Genomic DNA, 14,514 nt, shown 5'->3' with positions numbered 1-14,514 from the left:
CCGCGCGGGCCCGGGGGGCGCTGGGGGTGCCGGCGGGGCGACGCTCCGGCGGCCACCCTGCTCGCGGGCATCAGGCGCGGGGGCACCGACGGCGACTACAGCCGGTTCCTGCGGGCCGTCGAACACGACTGGGCCGGGAAGACCGAGGACGATCTGGAATTGCTCGGCCGCAAGGCTTTCCGCAAGGAGATCTACGGCCGGCTGTTCCCCGAGGCCTGGCAGCTCGTGCGCGAGCATCAGAATGCCGGACACACCGTGGTGCTGGTCAGCGAGCTCACCCGCTACCAGGTGGAGCCCGCCGCCGAGCAGCTCGGCATCCGGCACATCCTGTGCACGAAGCTGGCGGTCGAGGACGGCACGGTGACCGGGCGACCCGAGGGCGACCCGCTGTGGCGTGGCGAAAAGGCCGCGGCGGTCGGCGAATTCGCGGCGGCCGCCGAGGTGGAGATCGGCTACGTCTACGCCGACAGCGCCACCGACCTGACCCTGCTCGACCTCGCCGACGTCCCGACCGTCATCGACCCTGAGCCCGAGCTGGCGGAGCTCGCCGCCGACCGGGGCTGGCCCGTTCTGCGCTTGCGCCCCCGGCTCGCACCGCGTCCGATCGACTATCTGCGCACCGTCGCCGGCTTCGCCGCGCTGGTCGGCGGCGCGGTGCTCGGCGTCGCGCGCAAGTCCTACACCCGCCGGCGCCAGGCGATGGCCGACGCGCTCATGCACGACGCCGCGACCGCGACCCTCGCCGCCGCCGGGGTGCGGCTGCGGGTCGTCGGCGCCGAGCACGCCCGCGCACCGCGACCCGCGGTGTTCCTGTTCAACCACCAGAGCCAGTTCGACGTGATCATCGTGCCGAAGGTGCTGGACGGCGCGGTGACCGGCATCGGCAAGAAGGAACTCGCCAAGCATCCGCTGTTCGGCCCACTCATGCGTTTCGTCGGCGTCACCTTCATCGACCGCACGAACACCGAGCGCGCCAAGGCCGCGCTGGCGCCCGTGGTGTCGACGCTGCGCGCCGGTCTGTCCATCGCGGTCGCGCCGGAGGGCACCCGCTCGTACACGCCCGGGGTGGGCCCGTTCAAGAAGGGCGCGTTCCACATCGCCATCCAGGCGGGCGTGCCGGTGATCCCGCTGGTGATCCGCAATGCCGGCGAGATCGCCTGGCGCGACTCCCCGATCGCGCGCTCCGGAGTGGTCGACGTCGCGATCCTGCCGCCGATCGACGTCTCCGGCTGGGACCCGGCCGACATGGACGACGAGGTCGAACAGGTGCGACGGCTCTTCGAGCGCACGCTGCTGGACTGGCCCCGAGCCTGAGCCCGGCCGGGCACGGTGCCCGGCCGGACCGTTCAGCTCTCGAACAGCTGCTGCCCGAGATAGTGCCCGGGCCCAGGAACCCCGGGCGGGATCGCGAACACGGCGGAACCGATCGGCGTCGTCCACTCGTTGAGCGCGTCGAACTCGGCCAGCCGCTGCTGCACCGGCAGGAACTGGGCGTCGACATCGCGCTGGTAGGCGACGAAGAGCAGCCCGGAGTTCGACACCTGTCCCGGCGCTGGCGCCTCGTCGTAGTTGAATCCGCGTCGCAGGAACCGTTCCCCGTCGTGGGTGTGCCTGGCCCTGGCGACGTGCGACGACGGCGGGATCACCGGGATACCGTTGCGGTCGACCGCGGCCAGGTCGGGTTCGTCGTGTTCGGCGGTGCCGGTGAGCGGCGCGCCGGTGGACACACGGCGGCCGACCGTGAGTTCCCGGCCGTCCTCGTCGAGCTCGTCCCAGGTGTCGAGGTCCATCGCGATGCGGCGCAGCACCAAGGAGGTGCCGCCCGCGAGCCAGGGCATCGATGCGCCGTCGTCCCAGACGAGCCGGTCGAAGTCGACCGTGCCGGGGGCGATGTTGACCGTGCCGTCGACCTGACCCATGAGGTTGCGCATGGTCTGTCCACGGGGCGCGTCGCGGAATCCGCGCTGCACCCAGCGCACCGTCACCAGCGACTTCACGTGCTTGGACAGCACGCGCACCGCGTGCGCGACCGTGGTGGCCTCCTCGGCGCAGACCTGGAGTACCAGGTCGGCGCCGGTATAGGCGGGGTCCAGCCGGTCGATGGAGAACGGCGGGAGCTGCCGCAGCCACCCGGGCCGCCGCTCGGTGCGGCCGGCGACGGTGAACAGTTCCGGACCGAATCCGACGGTGATCGTCAGGCGGGCCGGGCGCACGGCCAGCTCCGGTTCGGTGTCGGCGAGGGCGGGCAGACCCTGGGTGAGCCGGGACGCGTCGTCGGTCCAGATGCGGAGCAGGCCGATGACGTCCGCCCGGTCGACACCGGGCGCGAGATCGAACCCGGCGAAGGCCACGTGGCCCGGCGCGTCCTGTTCGATGCCTGCCTGGTGCGGGCCGTAGAACGGGACCACGTCGAGCGCGTCGTCCCGCTCGGGCTCGGATCGGGTGAGACCGACCGCGCCCCAGCCGATTCCGGCCGCGCCGACCGCGGCCGCTCCCCCGCCGAGCAGTCGGCGGCGGGAGAGTCCGGTGCGCGGATCAGCCACCGTGCGAGGAGTTCTCGGTACCCGGCGCGTAGTTCTCCTTGCCGCCGGCGAAGTCACGCACCTGCGCGGTGACGACGGTGCTCGAACCGTCGGCGAAGGTCAGCGTGAGCGAGGTTTCCGCGCCGGTCCGCAACGGCTGCTTCAGATCCATGAACATCAGGTGTTCGCCGCCCGGCTTCAGGACGGCCTCGCCCTTGGCGGGAATGGTGATGCCACCCGCCTTGGGACGCATGGTCTTCGCGCCCGAGCTGTCCGGGACGACCTCGTGGATCTCGACCCGATCCGAGGCGGGGCTGGTGGCGGCGATCAACGTCACCGGGGTGTCCCCGGTGTTGCGCAGATTGCCGAAGGCGGCCGACATGCCGGAGTCGGCGGCCTTGATCCACTGGTCGCTCATGGTGATCCGATCCGCGGAGGCGGCGGGCGCGGGCTCGTCGTCCGAGCAGGAGGTGGCGAAGAGGGCGAGGACGGACAGTGCGGCCGCCCCGCCGAGGCGGCGGACGGCACGGGGCGAAGGCAGGTGGGCATGCGGGAACACGGACATGGTGAGACTCCGATTCGGGGTGAGGTGAGCCCGGACCCGGATCTGGGCACCACACCGTGCGGACACTGCCGATGATCAGGACCATCGGCGGGGTATCCGCGAATTCAGGGGTGCCGACTACGAGGCCGGTACGGGAGGAAAGGAGAGGCGGCCCACCGCGGGTGGACCGCGCAACCCGATGCCCGGCCGCAGGAGGAGTTGGCGGAGCAGGGCGCGCTCGTCGGCGAGCGGCGTCGGGCCCGGACGGGCGGCGGGGCTCGGCGCATCCGCCAGCACCCGCGCCAGCCGTCGCACGCTGGTGATCGCGCGGCGCAGCCCCACCTCGGCGGCCCTGATGGCGACCGCGCCGACCGGGATCGCCACCAGGTGCGCGAGCAGCATCGCGGCGGAGAAGGTGTGCTGGTGCTGGGTGTGCCCCAGCGAGAGGGCGGTGTGCCCGACGATCTGGCCGAGGGCGAGCACCGACATCGTCGACAGCGCGGTGTTCCCCCGTGGCAGCGCCGAGACCACCACGCCGATCAGCCCGCAGGCGGCCAGCAGCACTGTCGCCGAGGAACCGGACGGCAGTGCGGTCGCGCCACCGAGGCCGTGCGCGAGCACGGCGACCGCACCCGAGGCGGCACCGACCGCCGCGCCGCGTAAGCGCGCGGTGTGATCCGTCGGTGCACGCACCCCGCCATGCTACGACCTCGTGTCGTAGTGAATCGGCGGAGGGCGTATGACCAGCGTCTCAGCGACCGGCTCGAGAAAGTTCTCCCGGCGCGCTTGACCTAAAGGATTGTTCAGGTTTGATGATTGTCGCACCACCGAATGAGGGAGAACATCATGACCACCATCACCGCTCCGACCGCCGTCCGCACGCTGCCCGCCCTGAGCCGTCCCGTCGCCGTCCTGGGTGGTGTGGCCACCGCCGTCGCGGCGAACCTGATCGTCTGGGGCATCGGCGAGGCCGCCGGCGGATCGTTCGTCACCACCGACGGCGGCAAGGTCATGGATGTCGCTCCCGGCGGCGTGATCCTCATGTCGGCCGTGCCGCTGTTGATCGGCCTGACCGTCGCCGTGCTGCTCGCCTACCTGTGGACCGGAGTGCTGCGCGTCGGCGCGGTCGTCGGGTCGCTGCTGGCGATCGCGACCATCGCGCTGACCGTCGGCGCCGACTTCGACACCGCGTCCACCATCGCGCTGTCGGCGATGCACGTGGTGCTGGTCCCGGTGATCGTGGTCGCGCTCGAAGGCGTCCGCAAGAGCATCGCCGCCGCCTGACCACATGACGAAACGAGGACCCCGCCGATCCGGCGGGGTCCTCGTTTCGTCTGTCCAGGTACTAGACCGAGCGGCCGAACAGCAGCTTCCACGGCATCAGCGCCGACTCCAGCTGCACCTTCAGGCTCATCTTCGAGGCGCCGAGGGTGCGCTCCTCGAAACGGATCGGCACCTCCGCGATCGTGTAGCCCTTCTTGATCGCGCGGTAGTTCATCTCGACCTGGAACGAGTAGCCGTTGCTGCGGATCGAGGCCACGTCGATCGCGCGCAGGGTGTCGGCCTTCCATGCCTTGAAACCGGCGGTCGCGTCCTTCACGCCGAGGCGCAGGATCAGGTTCACGTAGAAGTTGGCCCAGGCCGAGAGGGCCTTGCGGTACCACTTCCACTCCGCCGCCGTCGAGCCGCCGGGCACGTAGCGGGAGCCGAGCACGACACCGACATCGGCGGAACTCAGCTGTTCCAGCATCGCCGGGATCACCTCGGCGGGGTGCGAGAGGTCGGCGTCCATCTGGATCACCACGTCGGCGCCCTCGTCGAGGGCCTTGGTGATGCCCGCGATGTAGGCCCGGCCGAGGCCGTCCTTCTCGGTGCGGTGCAGCACGCTCACCACGTTCGGCAGCTCGACGGCCAGCTTGTCGGCCACCTCACCGGTGCCGTCGGGGGAATTGTCGTCCACCACCAGCACGTGCAGATCGGGGACCGGCAGCGCCGTCAGCCGCTCCACCGCCACCGGCAGATTTTCCCGCTCGTTGTAGGTCGGCACAACAACGGTAACCCTCAAGGGTCGCCCTCCCTGCTCACCTGGTTACGCCCCGCGACCCGGTCAGCGGGCACGGCGGCATGTCATCGATTCGTTATGACCGTACTCGATCCACCTGACGCCGACCTGAGCGGCCGTGTGCGCCCCTCACCACAATTGCCGGGCGTGGACCAGCGCGTCGACCACCAGGACCACGCCGAACACCACGAAGAGCACCCGGACGACGGGCGGCCCGAAGCGGGTCAGCCCGCGCACCAGGACCCGGTACACCTTGCGGGCGCGGGGAGTCCGGCGCATGGCCAGCGCGAGCACCACCAGGGGCAGCAACAGCGCGATCGCGCAGTAACCGGCCACGATCAGCGGCCACACCACCGGCAGCGGTCGCTGCGCCGACAACAGCGCCAGCGCCGCCAGGTAGGGCACCGACGTGGGCACCTTCGCCAGGCCGAGGGTGAATCCGAAGACGCCCATCAGCCACGGATATCTGCGCACCGGCTCGACCCAGCGCCCGCCGCCGCGCATCGTGGTGTCCATCGGCAGCGCGGCGACCCCGATCAGCACGACGCCGATCAGCAGCTCACCCCAGTACCGCAGCATCGGCGTGAGCTGGAAGTCGAACAGGCGGACCAGGAAGTCGATGCCGAGCACGGTCGCCACGCCGAACGCCACCGACACCGCGAACACGCCGCCGAGAAAACTCAGCCCGCCCACCATCGGCGATCGCCGCGTCAACCGGCTGTCCGCCACCACCGCCGTGGTGATCGCCACCAGCAGCACGTCCAGCGCGTCGAGCAGCGCGAACCCGAGCAACGCGATCAGCAGGACACCCATGACCGCCCAAACCCTACCCGCCGGTCACCGACGCCTCGGAAACGAACCTTGCACCCTGGGGGCGCTTGCTGGTTACGCTTTTCGTGCCGGGAGTGCCCGACGAGCACCCGCGATCGTGAAGGGGAAGACATCGTGGCGGAAATGTCATTCGACCCGTCAGCGCTCGACGCTTATCAGCGCGCTGCAGCTCGGGTCGCAGATCTACTCGGAGAAGCGGCAACCAACACGACCACCGCGGCGGGGGCTGACCTGTCCGGTCTCGGGGTGCTCGGGCGGGAGTTCGCGGCGGCCTGGACGGCCGCGGCGGGGGCACACGCCTCGACCTTGAGCACGGCGGGCAACCTGGTCACCGCCTATCAGGACATCCTGAATCGCTTCGGCGCCACCGTCACCGGGATCGATACCGGACTGGCGAGCGACCTGGGCGCCGTCGAGACCGAGGTGGCGTGATGCGCTCGAAGTCGCTGGCCACCGAGACCACTCTCAGCACGATCTCGCCCGCCGAGGCGGAGGCCAAGATCGCCCCGGTGGTGGCGCTGCTCGAGGTGCCGCTGCTGGAGTTACGGAAATCGCTGGGCACCAACACCTCCGCCGTTCCCGATGCCGACCTGGTGGCCGCGCTGACCTCGGCCTCCACGGCGACCAGCGCCACCGAGGACCCGCACCGCCTCGGCCTCTACGCTCTGGAATCCACCGAGACCGCGGCACCTGCCACGCCCGCGCTGCGCCAGACCGCGACCGAGGTCTCCGCGGCGGCCGACCGCGGCCAGCGCCTGAGCACCCTGCTGGGCCAGGCCCATTCGACGCAGGCGAGCGCGGCGGCCAAGGTCGACGCGATCATCGCCGACTTCCGGGCCAAGGCCAAGGCCGCGGCCCCCGCCGTGAACGGCAACAACCTCGACGCGATCGTCGAACTCGCCGAGGAGGCGATCACCGAGGCCGTCGGCGTGGTCGGTACGGCCAGCACGGAGATGGACGGGTACACCCGCAACACCAGGGAACTGACCTCCGATCTCGGCGGAACCAACGGCGTCACCGTGCCGCAGGGCGCGACCGAGGTGGCGCCGGGCGTCTACGTCCTCGGCACCGGCGGCACCTCCACCGACACCTGGGACTCCGACAGCAGCACCACCACCACCACCGATCCGGCGACGGCCGCGCAGATCGCGTTGCAGGAGGCCCTGATCGACGGCGGCGTGTCACTGGGCACCGCGGCCATCGACGCCGGTGTGACCTTCGGCACACATCTGATCGACAAGATCGCCGAGGTGGCGATGCACGGGATCGACAAGGGCGCCGAACTCGCGACCACCGGCATCGACACCCTCGCCGCGAATGTCACCGGCGCCGAGAGCGCTCAGACCTCGCCCGCCACGACGACGCCGACCACGCCGTCGACCAGCGGCGGCGGGAACTCCGGCGGCGGCCTGTTCGCCGGGCTCGGCAACGGTGACACCACCACCAAGCCCGAGCCGTCCACCGGCGGTGCCACCAACAACAATTCGACCAAGCCCGCGCCGGCGGCGCCGTCCACGCAGGGCCCGGCGGCGCCGACTGTCGAAGCGCCACAACAGAACAGCAACCCCACCCCGGCCCCCGCCGCGCAGCAACCTCCGGTCCAGTCCGGGGTGATTCCGCCGGCCGCACGCCCCCAACAGGATCAGGAGACCGAACGCCCATCGGCCGCCCCGAAGCACGGGCAGCCGGGAGTCGTCCCGGCGACCGCGTAGGACGTGGCGGATGGACAACCCGTTCGGCGCCTATCTGTCATCGCCGGAGCCGGCGCGCCGTCGCCCCCAGGGCAAACGGCGGCGCCGGCGCAGGCGTGAGGCCGAGCCGCAGACCATCGGCACCAACCCGGAGACCTGGCCACCCCCGGACCCGGAGCCCTATGCCGAAGGGCCCGAGGTCGATCCGGCCGCGCTGACCCAGCCGATCTACCGCGATCCCGCCGACGAGGACGGCTTCACCGGCGACTGGAACGACTGGCACAGCGCGGAACCGGCCGAGCCCGCACCCCAGCGCGGCGACGAGGTCGATTGGAACGATTGGGCCACCACCACCGCGACCGAGCAGAGCGGAGACCGGGTCGAGATGCCGGTCCTGCCGCGCCTCAAGGACTTCGGTGGCGGCGGCCCGATCAGCCGACGGCCGCGCAAGAAGTACGACGACGAGCGCTACGACGACCCACACGGCCGCGCGAAGGCGGCGGCCGCGGTGAAGGGCATCGTCGGCGCGCTGCTGTTCGTGCTGCTCGTCGGCGTGGCGGCGACGATCTTCCTCGGTCCCGACGAGAAGTCCGGGTCCACCCAGCAGGCGGGCGTCTCCGGCGCCCCCACCGCGGCGCCCACTCAGACCGCGGTCGCGCCGCTGCCCGCGCACGCCGTGGCGGGCTGCGAGTCGTTCCGCAGCCAGTCCATCACCATCAGCGCCGAACGCGGCGACACCGCCTCACCCCAGGGCGCGATCCTCGGTTTCGAATACAGCTACTACGTGGATCGTGATGCCGCCAAGGCCCGCACCTACGTCACCGACGACGCCCACGTCGGCGACGAGGCCGCGCTCGCGGCGGGCATCGCCACCTTCCCGACCGGCGTGAAGTACTGCATCCACATCACCAGGGCCGACGCCACCGATCCCACGCTCTGGAACGTCACCGTCCAGCAGCAGTGGCCCGGCGACGCCGCGATCGAGAAGATTCTGCAGACCATGCGGACCGCGGAGGTGGCGCCCGGCCGGTATCGGATAACCAGCATCGACCATCGCAGATAGCGGAAATCCCCTCGACCCGGAACGGGCGAGGGGATTTCTTTGCGACCCTGACGGGACTCGAACCCGCGACCTCCGCCGTGACAGGGCGGCGCGCTAACCAACTGCGCCACAGGGCCGTGCCGCATCGCTGCGTGCGGGAGGACTGTACCCCGACACCGGCGTTCGACGGTAACCGCGCAGGTGACGTCACGATCCCAGTGTTGACATTGACGTCAACGTCAACAACACTTGTGACCGTGACCACAAGCGAAGCGCAGGAGCGAGCGCGCTCGGCGCGCAAGGACAGCGCCGGACCGCGCCGCGGCGAACTCCTCGACGCGGCGGCACAGTGTTTCGCCGAACTCGGCTACGACCAGACCTCGGTCGAGACCGTCACCACCAGGGCGCGGGTCTCCCGGGCCACGTTCTACGCCTACTTCTCGTCCAAGGACGAGATCTTCGGCGCCATCACCGAACGGGTGTGCGCGCAGTTCCACGAGGCGCAGTTCGTGGTCGACACCGAGGTCACCGCGCCTGCCGAGGTGGTCGCGGCCACGACGAGGGCGTTCGCGGAGGCGGTGTTCGCCAACGGCGCGCTGGTGACGCTGATCGAGCACCGCGCCGGGATCGACCCCGCGATCGGCGCGCAGTGGTCCCGGGTCCGCACCCGGCTGCGCGAGCGGTTCACCGGCTACCTCACCCGGGTCCAGCCCGAGGGCGGCATCGACCCGTGCGCGCCGCTGCCGCGCATCGTCGAGGCGCTCGCCGACGCGCTGCTGATCGGCGCGTCCCGCGTCGCCGGAGCCGGCGCCGCCGAGCGCGACCAGTTCATCACCGATCACATCGCCATCGCCGAGCGATTGATCGGCTTCACCCGATAAGACCCAGCACCGGAACGGATGTGCCCATGACCGTCGAACCCGTCGCCGTCTCGCCCGATTTCGCCGAGGCGCTCGCGCGGATCAGAGCCGTGCAGGCCGCCGCGTGGCCCGCCGAGGTGCCGCGCGCGGTGACGTATCCGATCGAGTCCATGGCCGTCGTCGACTATCTGCGGCACTGGGCAAGCACGCGTCCCGAGGTGGCCGCGATCGCGTTCTACGGGCGCGATATCAGCTATGCCGAATACGACGACCTCTCCGACCGTTTCGCGGGCTGGCTGCTCGCCAACGGTGTCGAGCCGGGAGACCGGATCGGCGTGTTCCTCGGCAACTGTCCGCAATTCCTCATCGCCATGCTCGGGATCCTGAAGGCAGGCGCGGTGCACGTGCCGATCAACCCGCTGTTCCGCGCGCACGAACTACGCCACGAACTCGTGGACGCCGGTGTGACGGTCCTGCTCGCGCAACACGACCTGGCCCCACTGGTCGCGCAGGTGCGTGCGGACACACCCGTGCGTCTGCTCGCCGTCACCGCCCTCGCCGACATGTTCACCGCCGAACCCGCCGTCACGCCGCCCTTCGACACCGCGCCCGTGCACACCGACTGGCACGAGATCGTCGAAAGCCCCCGCGCCCCAGCGCGGCCCGCCGATCCCGACGCGCTGGCCGCGCTCAACTACACCGGCGGCACGACCGGCATGCCCAAGGGCTGCGAGCACACCCAGCGCCACATGGTCTACACCGCCGCCACCGCGACCATCGCGAACGGCTTCGAGCCGGGTGGCCCACCGCGCGCCGTGCTGAACTTCCTGCCCGTGTTCTGGATCGCGGGCGAGGACTTCGGCATCCTGTTCCCGCTGATCGGCGGCGGCACCGCGGTCTTGATGAACCGGTGGGACGCCCCGACCGCACTGACCCTGCTGAGCCGCTACCGCGTCTCCTCGATGATCGGCATGGTCGACAACTACGTCGAGATGATGGACCACCCGGCCTTCGACCCGGCCACCCTCGACGCGCTGGAGAACACCACCGGCGTCTCCTTCGTCGTGAAACTGAACGCCGAGATCAGGGCGCGCTGGCGCGCGGCGGTGGGCACCACGCTGCGCGAGGCCAGCTACGGCATGACCGAGACGCACACCGCCGACACCTTCACCCTCGGCCTGCAGGACGACGACTACGACCTGCGCAGCGAACCGGTGTTCTGCGGCCTCCCGGTGCCCGGCACCGACATCCTGATCATCGATGACGCCGGCACCCCGGTCCCCCTCGGGCAGGAGGGCCAGATCATCGTCCGCAGCCCGTCGATCCTGACCCGCTACTACGGCAACCGGGAGGCCACCGCCGAGACGCTGCGCGACGGCTGGCTGCACACCGGTGACGTGGGCAAGCTGAACGAGCGTGGCGCCCTGCACTATCTGGCGCGGAACAAGGAGATGATCAAGGTCAACGGCATGAGCGTCTTCCCGTCGGAGGTGGAATCGCTGCTGACGTTGCACCCGGAGGTACAGACCGTGGGTGTCGTCCCCGCGGCGGACGCGCGACGCGGCCAGGTGCCCCTCGCCTTCGTGCAGTTGCGGCCCGGATCAGCTCTCACGGCAAGCGAATTGCGGGCGTGGGCGGGGCAGAACATGGCGGGCTACAAGGTGCCGCTGGTCGAGATTCTGGACGCGTTGCCGATGACGGCGACCGGCAAGATCCGCAAGGGCGAGCTGTTCACCCGCGCCGAGCACATCACCACCACCAGCGAGGACATCAAGTGAGACTGCTGATCGCCAATCGCGGCGAGATCGCCCTGCGGATCATCCGCACCGCCGCCGAACTCGGTGTCGAGACGGTGGCCGTCTACGCCGAGGACGACGCCGACAACCCGAATGTGCACGCCGCCGACACCGCCATCGCCCTGCCCGGCACCGGCCCCGCCGCCTACCTCGATCACGCCGCGATCCTGGCCGCCGTCAAGGAGTCCGGCGCCGATCACCTGCATCCCGGGTACGGGTTCCTCAGCGAGAACGCCGAATTCGCGCGGGCCTGCGCTGCGGCGGGCTGCACCTTCGTCGGTCCCGACCCCGCCGTGCTCGAATTGTTCGGCGACAAGTCCGCGGCGCGACAGGCGGCGGTCGCCGCGGGGGTGCCGGTGCTGGCGGCGACCGAGGGCCCTACCGAACTCGCGCAGGTGCGCGCGTTCTTCGCGGAGCGATCCGGCGCGATCATGATCAAGGCGCTGGCCGGCGGCGGCGGACGCGGCATGCGCGTGGTGCGCGCGGCCGAGGAACTCGACGACGCCTACCGCCGGTGCGCCGCCGAGGCCCGGCTCGGTTTCGGCGATCCGGCGGTCTTCGCGGAGGCGCTGCTCGAGCGGGCGCGGCACATCGAGGTCCAGATCGTCGCCGCGGGAGGCGCCGCGCTCGCGCTGGGCGATCGGGACTGCAGCGTGCAGCGCAGGCATCAGAAGCTGCTCGAAATCGCTCCCGCCCAGGGCCTTTCGGAAGCCCTGCGCCGGAACCTGCACACGGCGGCGGCGTGGCTGTGCGCGCGGGTGGGCTATCGCGGGCTGGCGACGGTCGAATTCCTCGTGTCCGGCGCGGAATTCGTGTTCCTGGAGGTGAATCCCCGCATCCAGGTGGAGCACACGGTGACCGAGGAGGTGACCGGGGTCGACCTGGTGGCCGTCCAGCTCGCGATCGCCGGGGGCGCCGCGCTCGACGAACTGGACCTGCCCGCCGGAATCGTCTCCGACGGAACCGCGACCACCGGAGACCCCGCCGCCGCTGACGGCATCGCGATCCAGGCGCGGGTGAACATGGAGACCATGGCGTCCGACGGTTCCGCCGTCCCCACCGCTGGCCCCCTGACCGCCTTCGCGCCACCGACCGGGCCGGGCGTGCGCGTCGACACCTTCGGCCGTGCCGGACTCACCCCGAGTCCGCGCTACGACTCGTTGCTGGCCAAGGTGATCACCCGCACCCGTGGCCAGGCGTTCCCCGCCGCCGCGCGCAAGTGCGCCACCGCCCTGGCCGAATTCACCGTCACCGGGCTCGGCACGAACATCGGCTTCCTGCGGGAGATCCTGTCCGACAGCGAGTTCCAGTCGGGTGTCGCCACCACGGAGTTCCTCACGGCGCGGTTGACCGAGTTCGTCGTTCCGCCACCGGAAACCGCCGTCACCTCGGTCGAGTTGTACCCTGGGCAGGAGGCCGTGCGCGCCCAGCTGGCGGGCACCGTGGTCGAGGTCGCGGACGAGGGCGACGAGGTCGGCGCGGGCGGGCAGCTCGTCGTGCTCGAGGCGATGAAGATGCAGCACGTCGTCGCCGCACCACACGCCGCGCTGGCCATCCGCGTGCTGGTGCGGCCCGGCCAGGTCGTCGCGCCCGGCGACCCACTGGTGATCATCGGGCACACCGGCGCCGAGGACGACGGTGGCGCCGCGTCCGCTCTCGACCTCGACCAGCCGCGCGCCGATGTCGAGGAGATCCGGGCCCGTCATCGCGTCACCCTGGACGAGGCCCGCCCCGAGGCCGTCGCCAAGCGACACCGGCTCGGCCGCCGCACGGCCAGGGAGAACATCGCCGACCTCGTCGACCCCGGCAGCTTCGTCGAATACGGCGCGCTCGCGTTCGCCGCCCAGCGCAGCAGGCGCAGCGAGGACGACCTGATCGCCAACACCCCCGCCGACGGCCTGGTCACCGGGCTGGCCACGATCGGCGCCGACCGCTTCGCCGGTGCCGAGGCCGTGGTGATCTCCTACGACTACACCGTGCTCGCGGGCACGCAGGGCAAGGTCAACCACGCCAAGACCGATCGCGCCTTCGAACTCGCCGCCCGCAAGCGGATCCCGGTCGTGCTGTTCGCCGAAGGCGGTGGCGGCAGGCCGGGCGACACCGACTGGACCGGAATGGGCCTGGACGTCACCACCTTCCGTGCGCTCGGCGCGCTGCGCGGTCAGGTGCCGTTGGTGTCGATCGTGTCGGGTCGCTGCTTCGCCGGCAACGCGGCGCTGGCCGGTGTCTGCGACGTGATCATCGCGACCCCCGACGCCAATATCGGCATGGGCGGTCCGGCCATGATCGAGGGCGGTGGCCTCGGCGCCTACCGACCCGAGGATATCGGCCCGATCGAGGTGCAGCGGCGCAACGGTGTGGTCGACCTGGTCGCCCGCGACGAAGCGCACGCGGTCGAACTGGCCAAGCGCTACCTGAGCTATTTCCAGGGCCCGGTGACCGATTTCGAAGCGCCGGATCCCCGCTCGGCCAGGCACGTGGTGCCGGAGAACCGCTTGCGCGCCTACGACATCCACCGCGCGATCGAGGCGATCGCCGACGTCGGCTCGGTGCTCGAACTGCGGGCCGACCACGGGGTCGGCATCGTCACCGCGCTGGTGCGGGTGCACGGCCAGCCGTTGGGCCTGGTCGCCAACAGCAGTCATCATCTCGGCGGCGCCATCGATGCCGAGGCCGCGGACAAGCTGGGCGAGTTCCTCACGCTGTGCCAGTCGTTCGGCCTGCCGATCGTCTCCCTGTGTGACACACCGGGATTCATGGTCGGCCCGGAGGCGGAGAAGACCGCGACCGTGCGCCGGTTCAGCCGCTTGTTCGCGCTGGGCGCCCAGCTGACCGTGCCGTTCGGGATGGTCATCCTGCGCAAGGGCTACGGCCTCGGCGCGATGGCCATGGCGGCGGGCCACTTCCACGCACCGAACTTCACCATCGCCTGGCCCACCGGCGAGATCGGGCCGATGGGCCTCGAGGGCGCGGTGCGGCTCGGCTTCAGCAAGGAACTGGCCGCCGTGGCCGACCCGGACGAGCGCGAGACGCTGTTCCAGCAGCTGCTGACGATGGCCTATCAGCAGGGCAAGGGCCTGACGGCCGCGACCGGCTTCGAACTCGACGACGTGATCGACCCGGCCGACACCCGCGCCTGGATCGCCACCCTGCTCCCCTGATTCGG

The 14,514-nt window shown here is 70.9% G+C and carries 13 protein-coding genes and 1 tRNA gene; 8 read left to right on the top strand and 6 right to left on the bottom strand.

Annotation, left to right across the window (positions count from 1 at the left end; all coding sequences use genetic code 11):
- Window positions 1-1,314: 1-acylglycerol-3-phosphate O-acyltransferase (locus tag QH270_RS10940; protein ID WP_280340631.1), on the top strand; the 1,314-nt coding region annotated here is incomplete at its 5' end.
- A gap of 32 nt (window positions 1,315-1,346) precedes the next feature.
- On the opposite strand, the gene QH270_RS10935 is transcribed toward QH270_RS10940, so the two are convergent.
- The 3 genes from QH270_RS10935 to QH270_RS10925 all read right to left on the bottom strand — a co-directional run bounded on the left by QH270_RS10935 (window position 1,347) and on the right by QH270_RS10925 (window position 3,759).
- Window positions 1,347-2,543 carry a Dyp-type peroxidase gene (locus tag QH270_RS10935; protein WP_280340629.1) on the bottom strand — a complete coding sequence of 399 codons (1,197 nt, stop codon included), beginning with the start codon at window positions 2,541-2,543 and terminating at the stop codon, window positions 1,347-1,349.
- Window positions 2,536-3,087 carry a copper chaperone PCu(A)C gene (locus QH270_RS10930; RefSeq protein ID WP_280340628.1) on the bottom strand — a complete coding sequence of 184 codons (552 nt, stop codon included), beginning with the start codon at window positions 3,085-3,087 and terminating at the stop codon, window positions 2,536-2,538. The genes QH270_RS10935 and QH270_RS10930 overlap by 8 nt, the downstream gene beginning before the upstream one ends.
- A gap of 117 nt (window positions 3,088-3,204) precedes the next feature.
- Window positions 3,205-3,759 (bottom strand): hypothetical protein, encoded by a 555-nt coding sequence (locus QH270_RS10925; RefSeq protein ID WP_280340625.1) that lies wholly within the window; start codon window positions 3,757-3,759, stop codon window positions 3,205-3,207.
- Window positions 3,760-3,912: 153 nt separating this feature from the next.
- On the opposite strand from QH270_RS10925, the gene QH270_RS10920 reads away from it, so the two are divergent.
- Window positions 3,913-4,350: a DUF6069 family protein gene (locus QH270_RS10920; protein ID WP_280340623.1), complete on the top strand. Its 438-nt coding sequence runs from the start codon at window positions 3,913-3,915 to the stop codon at window positions 4,348-4,350.
- 61 nt (window positions 4,351-4,411) lie between these two features.
- Here QH270_RS10920 and QH270_RS10915 read toward each other — a convergent pair whose 3' ends face one another.
- Window positions 4,412-5,131, bottom strand: coding sequence for a polyprenol monophosphomannose synthase (locus QH270_RS10915; RefSeq protein ID WP_280340622.1), 720 nt, complete (start codon window positions 5,129-5,131; stop codon window positions 4,412-4,414).
- 126 nt (window positions 5,132-5,257) lie between these two features.
- A complete protein-coding gene (locus QH270_RS10910; RefSeq protein ID WP_280340620.1) occupies window positions 5,258-5,941 on the bottom strand; it encodes a GAP family protein in 684 nt (227 codons plus the stop codon).
- Between the two features lie 141 nt (window positions 5,942-6,082).
- Here QH270_RS10910 and QH270_RS10905 point away from each other — a divergent pair, with 141 nt between their 5' ends.
- The 3 genes from QH270_RS10905 to QH270_RS10895 are packed head-to-tail and all read left to right on the top strand — an operon-like array spanning window position 6,083 to window position 8,713.
- Window positions 6,083-6,391, top strand: a complete 309-nt coding sequence (locus QH270_RS10905; protein ID WP_280340618.1) for a hypothetical protein — start codon at window positions 6,083-6,085, stop codon at window positions 6,389-6,391.
- Entirely contained in the window at window positions 6,391-7,671 is a 1,281-nt protein-coding gene (locus QH270_RS10900; protein ID WP_280340616.1) for a hypothetical protein, read from the top strand. The genes QH270_RS10905 and QH270_RS10900 overlap by 1 nt, the downstream gene beginning before the upstream one ends.
- A 10-nt stretch (window positions 7,672-7,681) precedes the next feature.
- Window positions 7,682-8,713 (top strand): hypothetical protein, encoded by a 1,032-nt coding sequence (locus QH270_RS10895; RefSeq protein WP_280340614.1) that lies wholly within the window; start codon window positions 7,682-7,684, stop codon window positions 8,711-8,713.
- 42 nt (window positions 8,714-8,755) lie between these two features.
- Here the strand turns inward: QH270_RS10895 and QH270_RS10890 are convergent.
- Window positions 8,756-8,829: transfer RNA gene (locus QH270_RS10890), tRNA-Asp, on the bottom strand.
- A 120-nt stretch (window positions 8,830-8,949) separates the two neighbouring features.
- On the opposite strand from QH270_RS10890, the gene QH270_RS10885 reads away from it, so the two are divergent.
- Genes QH270_RS10885 through QH270_RS10875 form a run of 3 tightly spaced genes read left to right on the top strand, consistent with a single transcriptional unit; the run spans window position 8,950 to window position 14,509 of the window.
- Window positions 8,950-9,573 carry a TetR/AcrR family transcriptional regulator gene (locus QH270_RS10885; protein WP_280340612.1) on the top strand — a complete coding sequence of 208 codons (624 nt, stop codon included), beginning with the start codon at window positions 8,950-8,952 and terminating at the stop codon, window positions 9,571-9,573.
- A gap of 26 nt (window positions 9,574-9,599) precedes the next feature.
- On the top strand, window positions 9,600-11,330 hold the full coding sequence (locus tag QH270_RS10880; protein WP_280340611.1) for an AMP-binding protein: 1,731 nt from the start codon (window positions 9,600-9,602) through the stop codon (window positions 11,328-11,330).
- On the top strand, window positions 11,327-14,509 hold the full coding sequence (locus QH270_RS10875) for an acetyl-CoA carboxylase family protein (protein ID WP_280340610.1): 3,183 nt from the start codon (window positions 11,327-11,329) through the stop codon (window positions 14,507-14,509). The genes QH270_RS10880 and QH270_RS10875 overlap by 4 nt, the downstream gene beginning before the upstream one ends.
- Window positions 14,510-14,514: the final 5 nt, after the last annotated feature.

This window comes from Nocardia neocaledoniensis (genome assembly GCF_029868625.1).
In the GTDB taxonomy this organism is placed as follows: Bacteria; Actinomycetota; Actinomycetes; order Mycobacteriales; family Mycobacteriaceae; genus Nocardia; species Nocardia neocaledoniensis_A.
The sequence above is the reverse complement of the archived record's forward strand: the minus strand, read 5'-3'. Positions and strand labels throughout refer to the sequence as shown.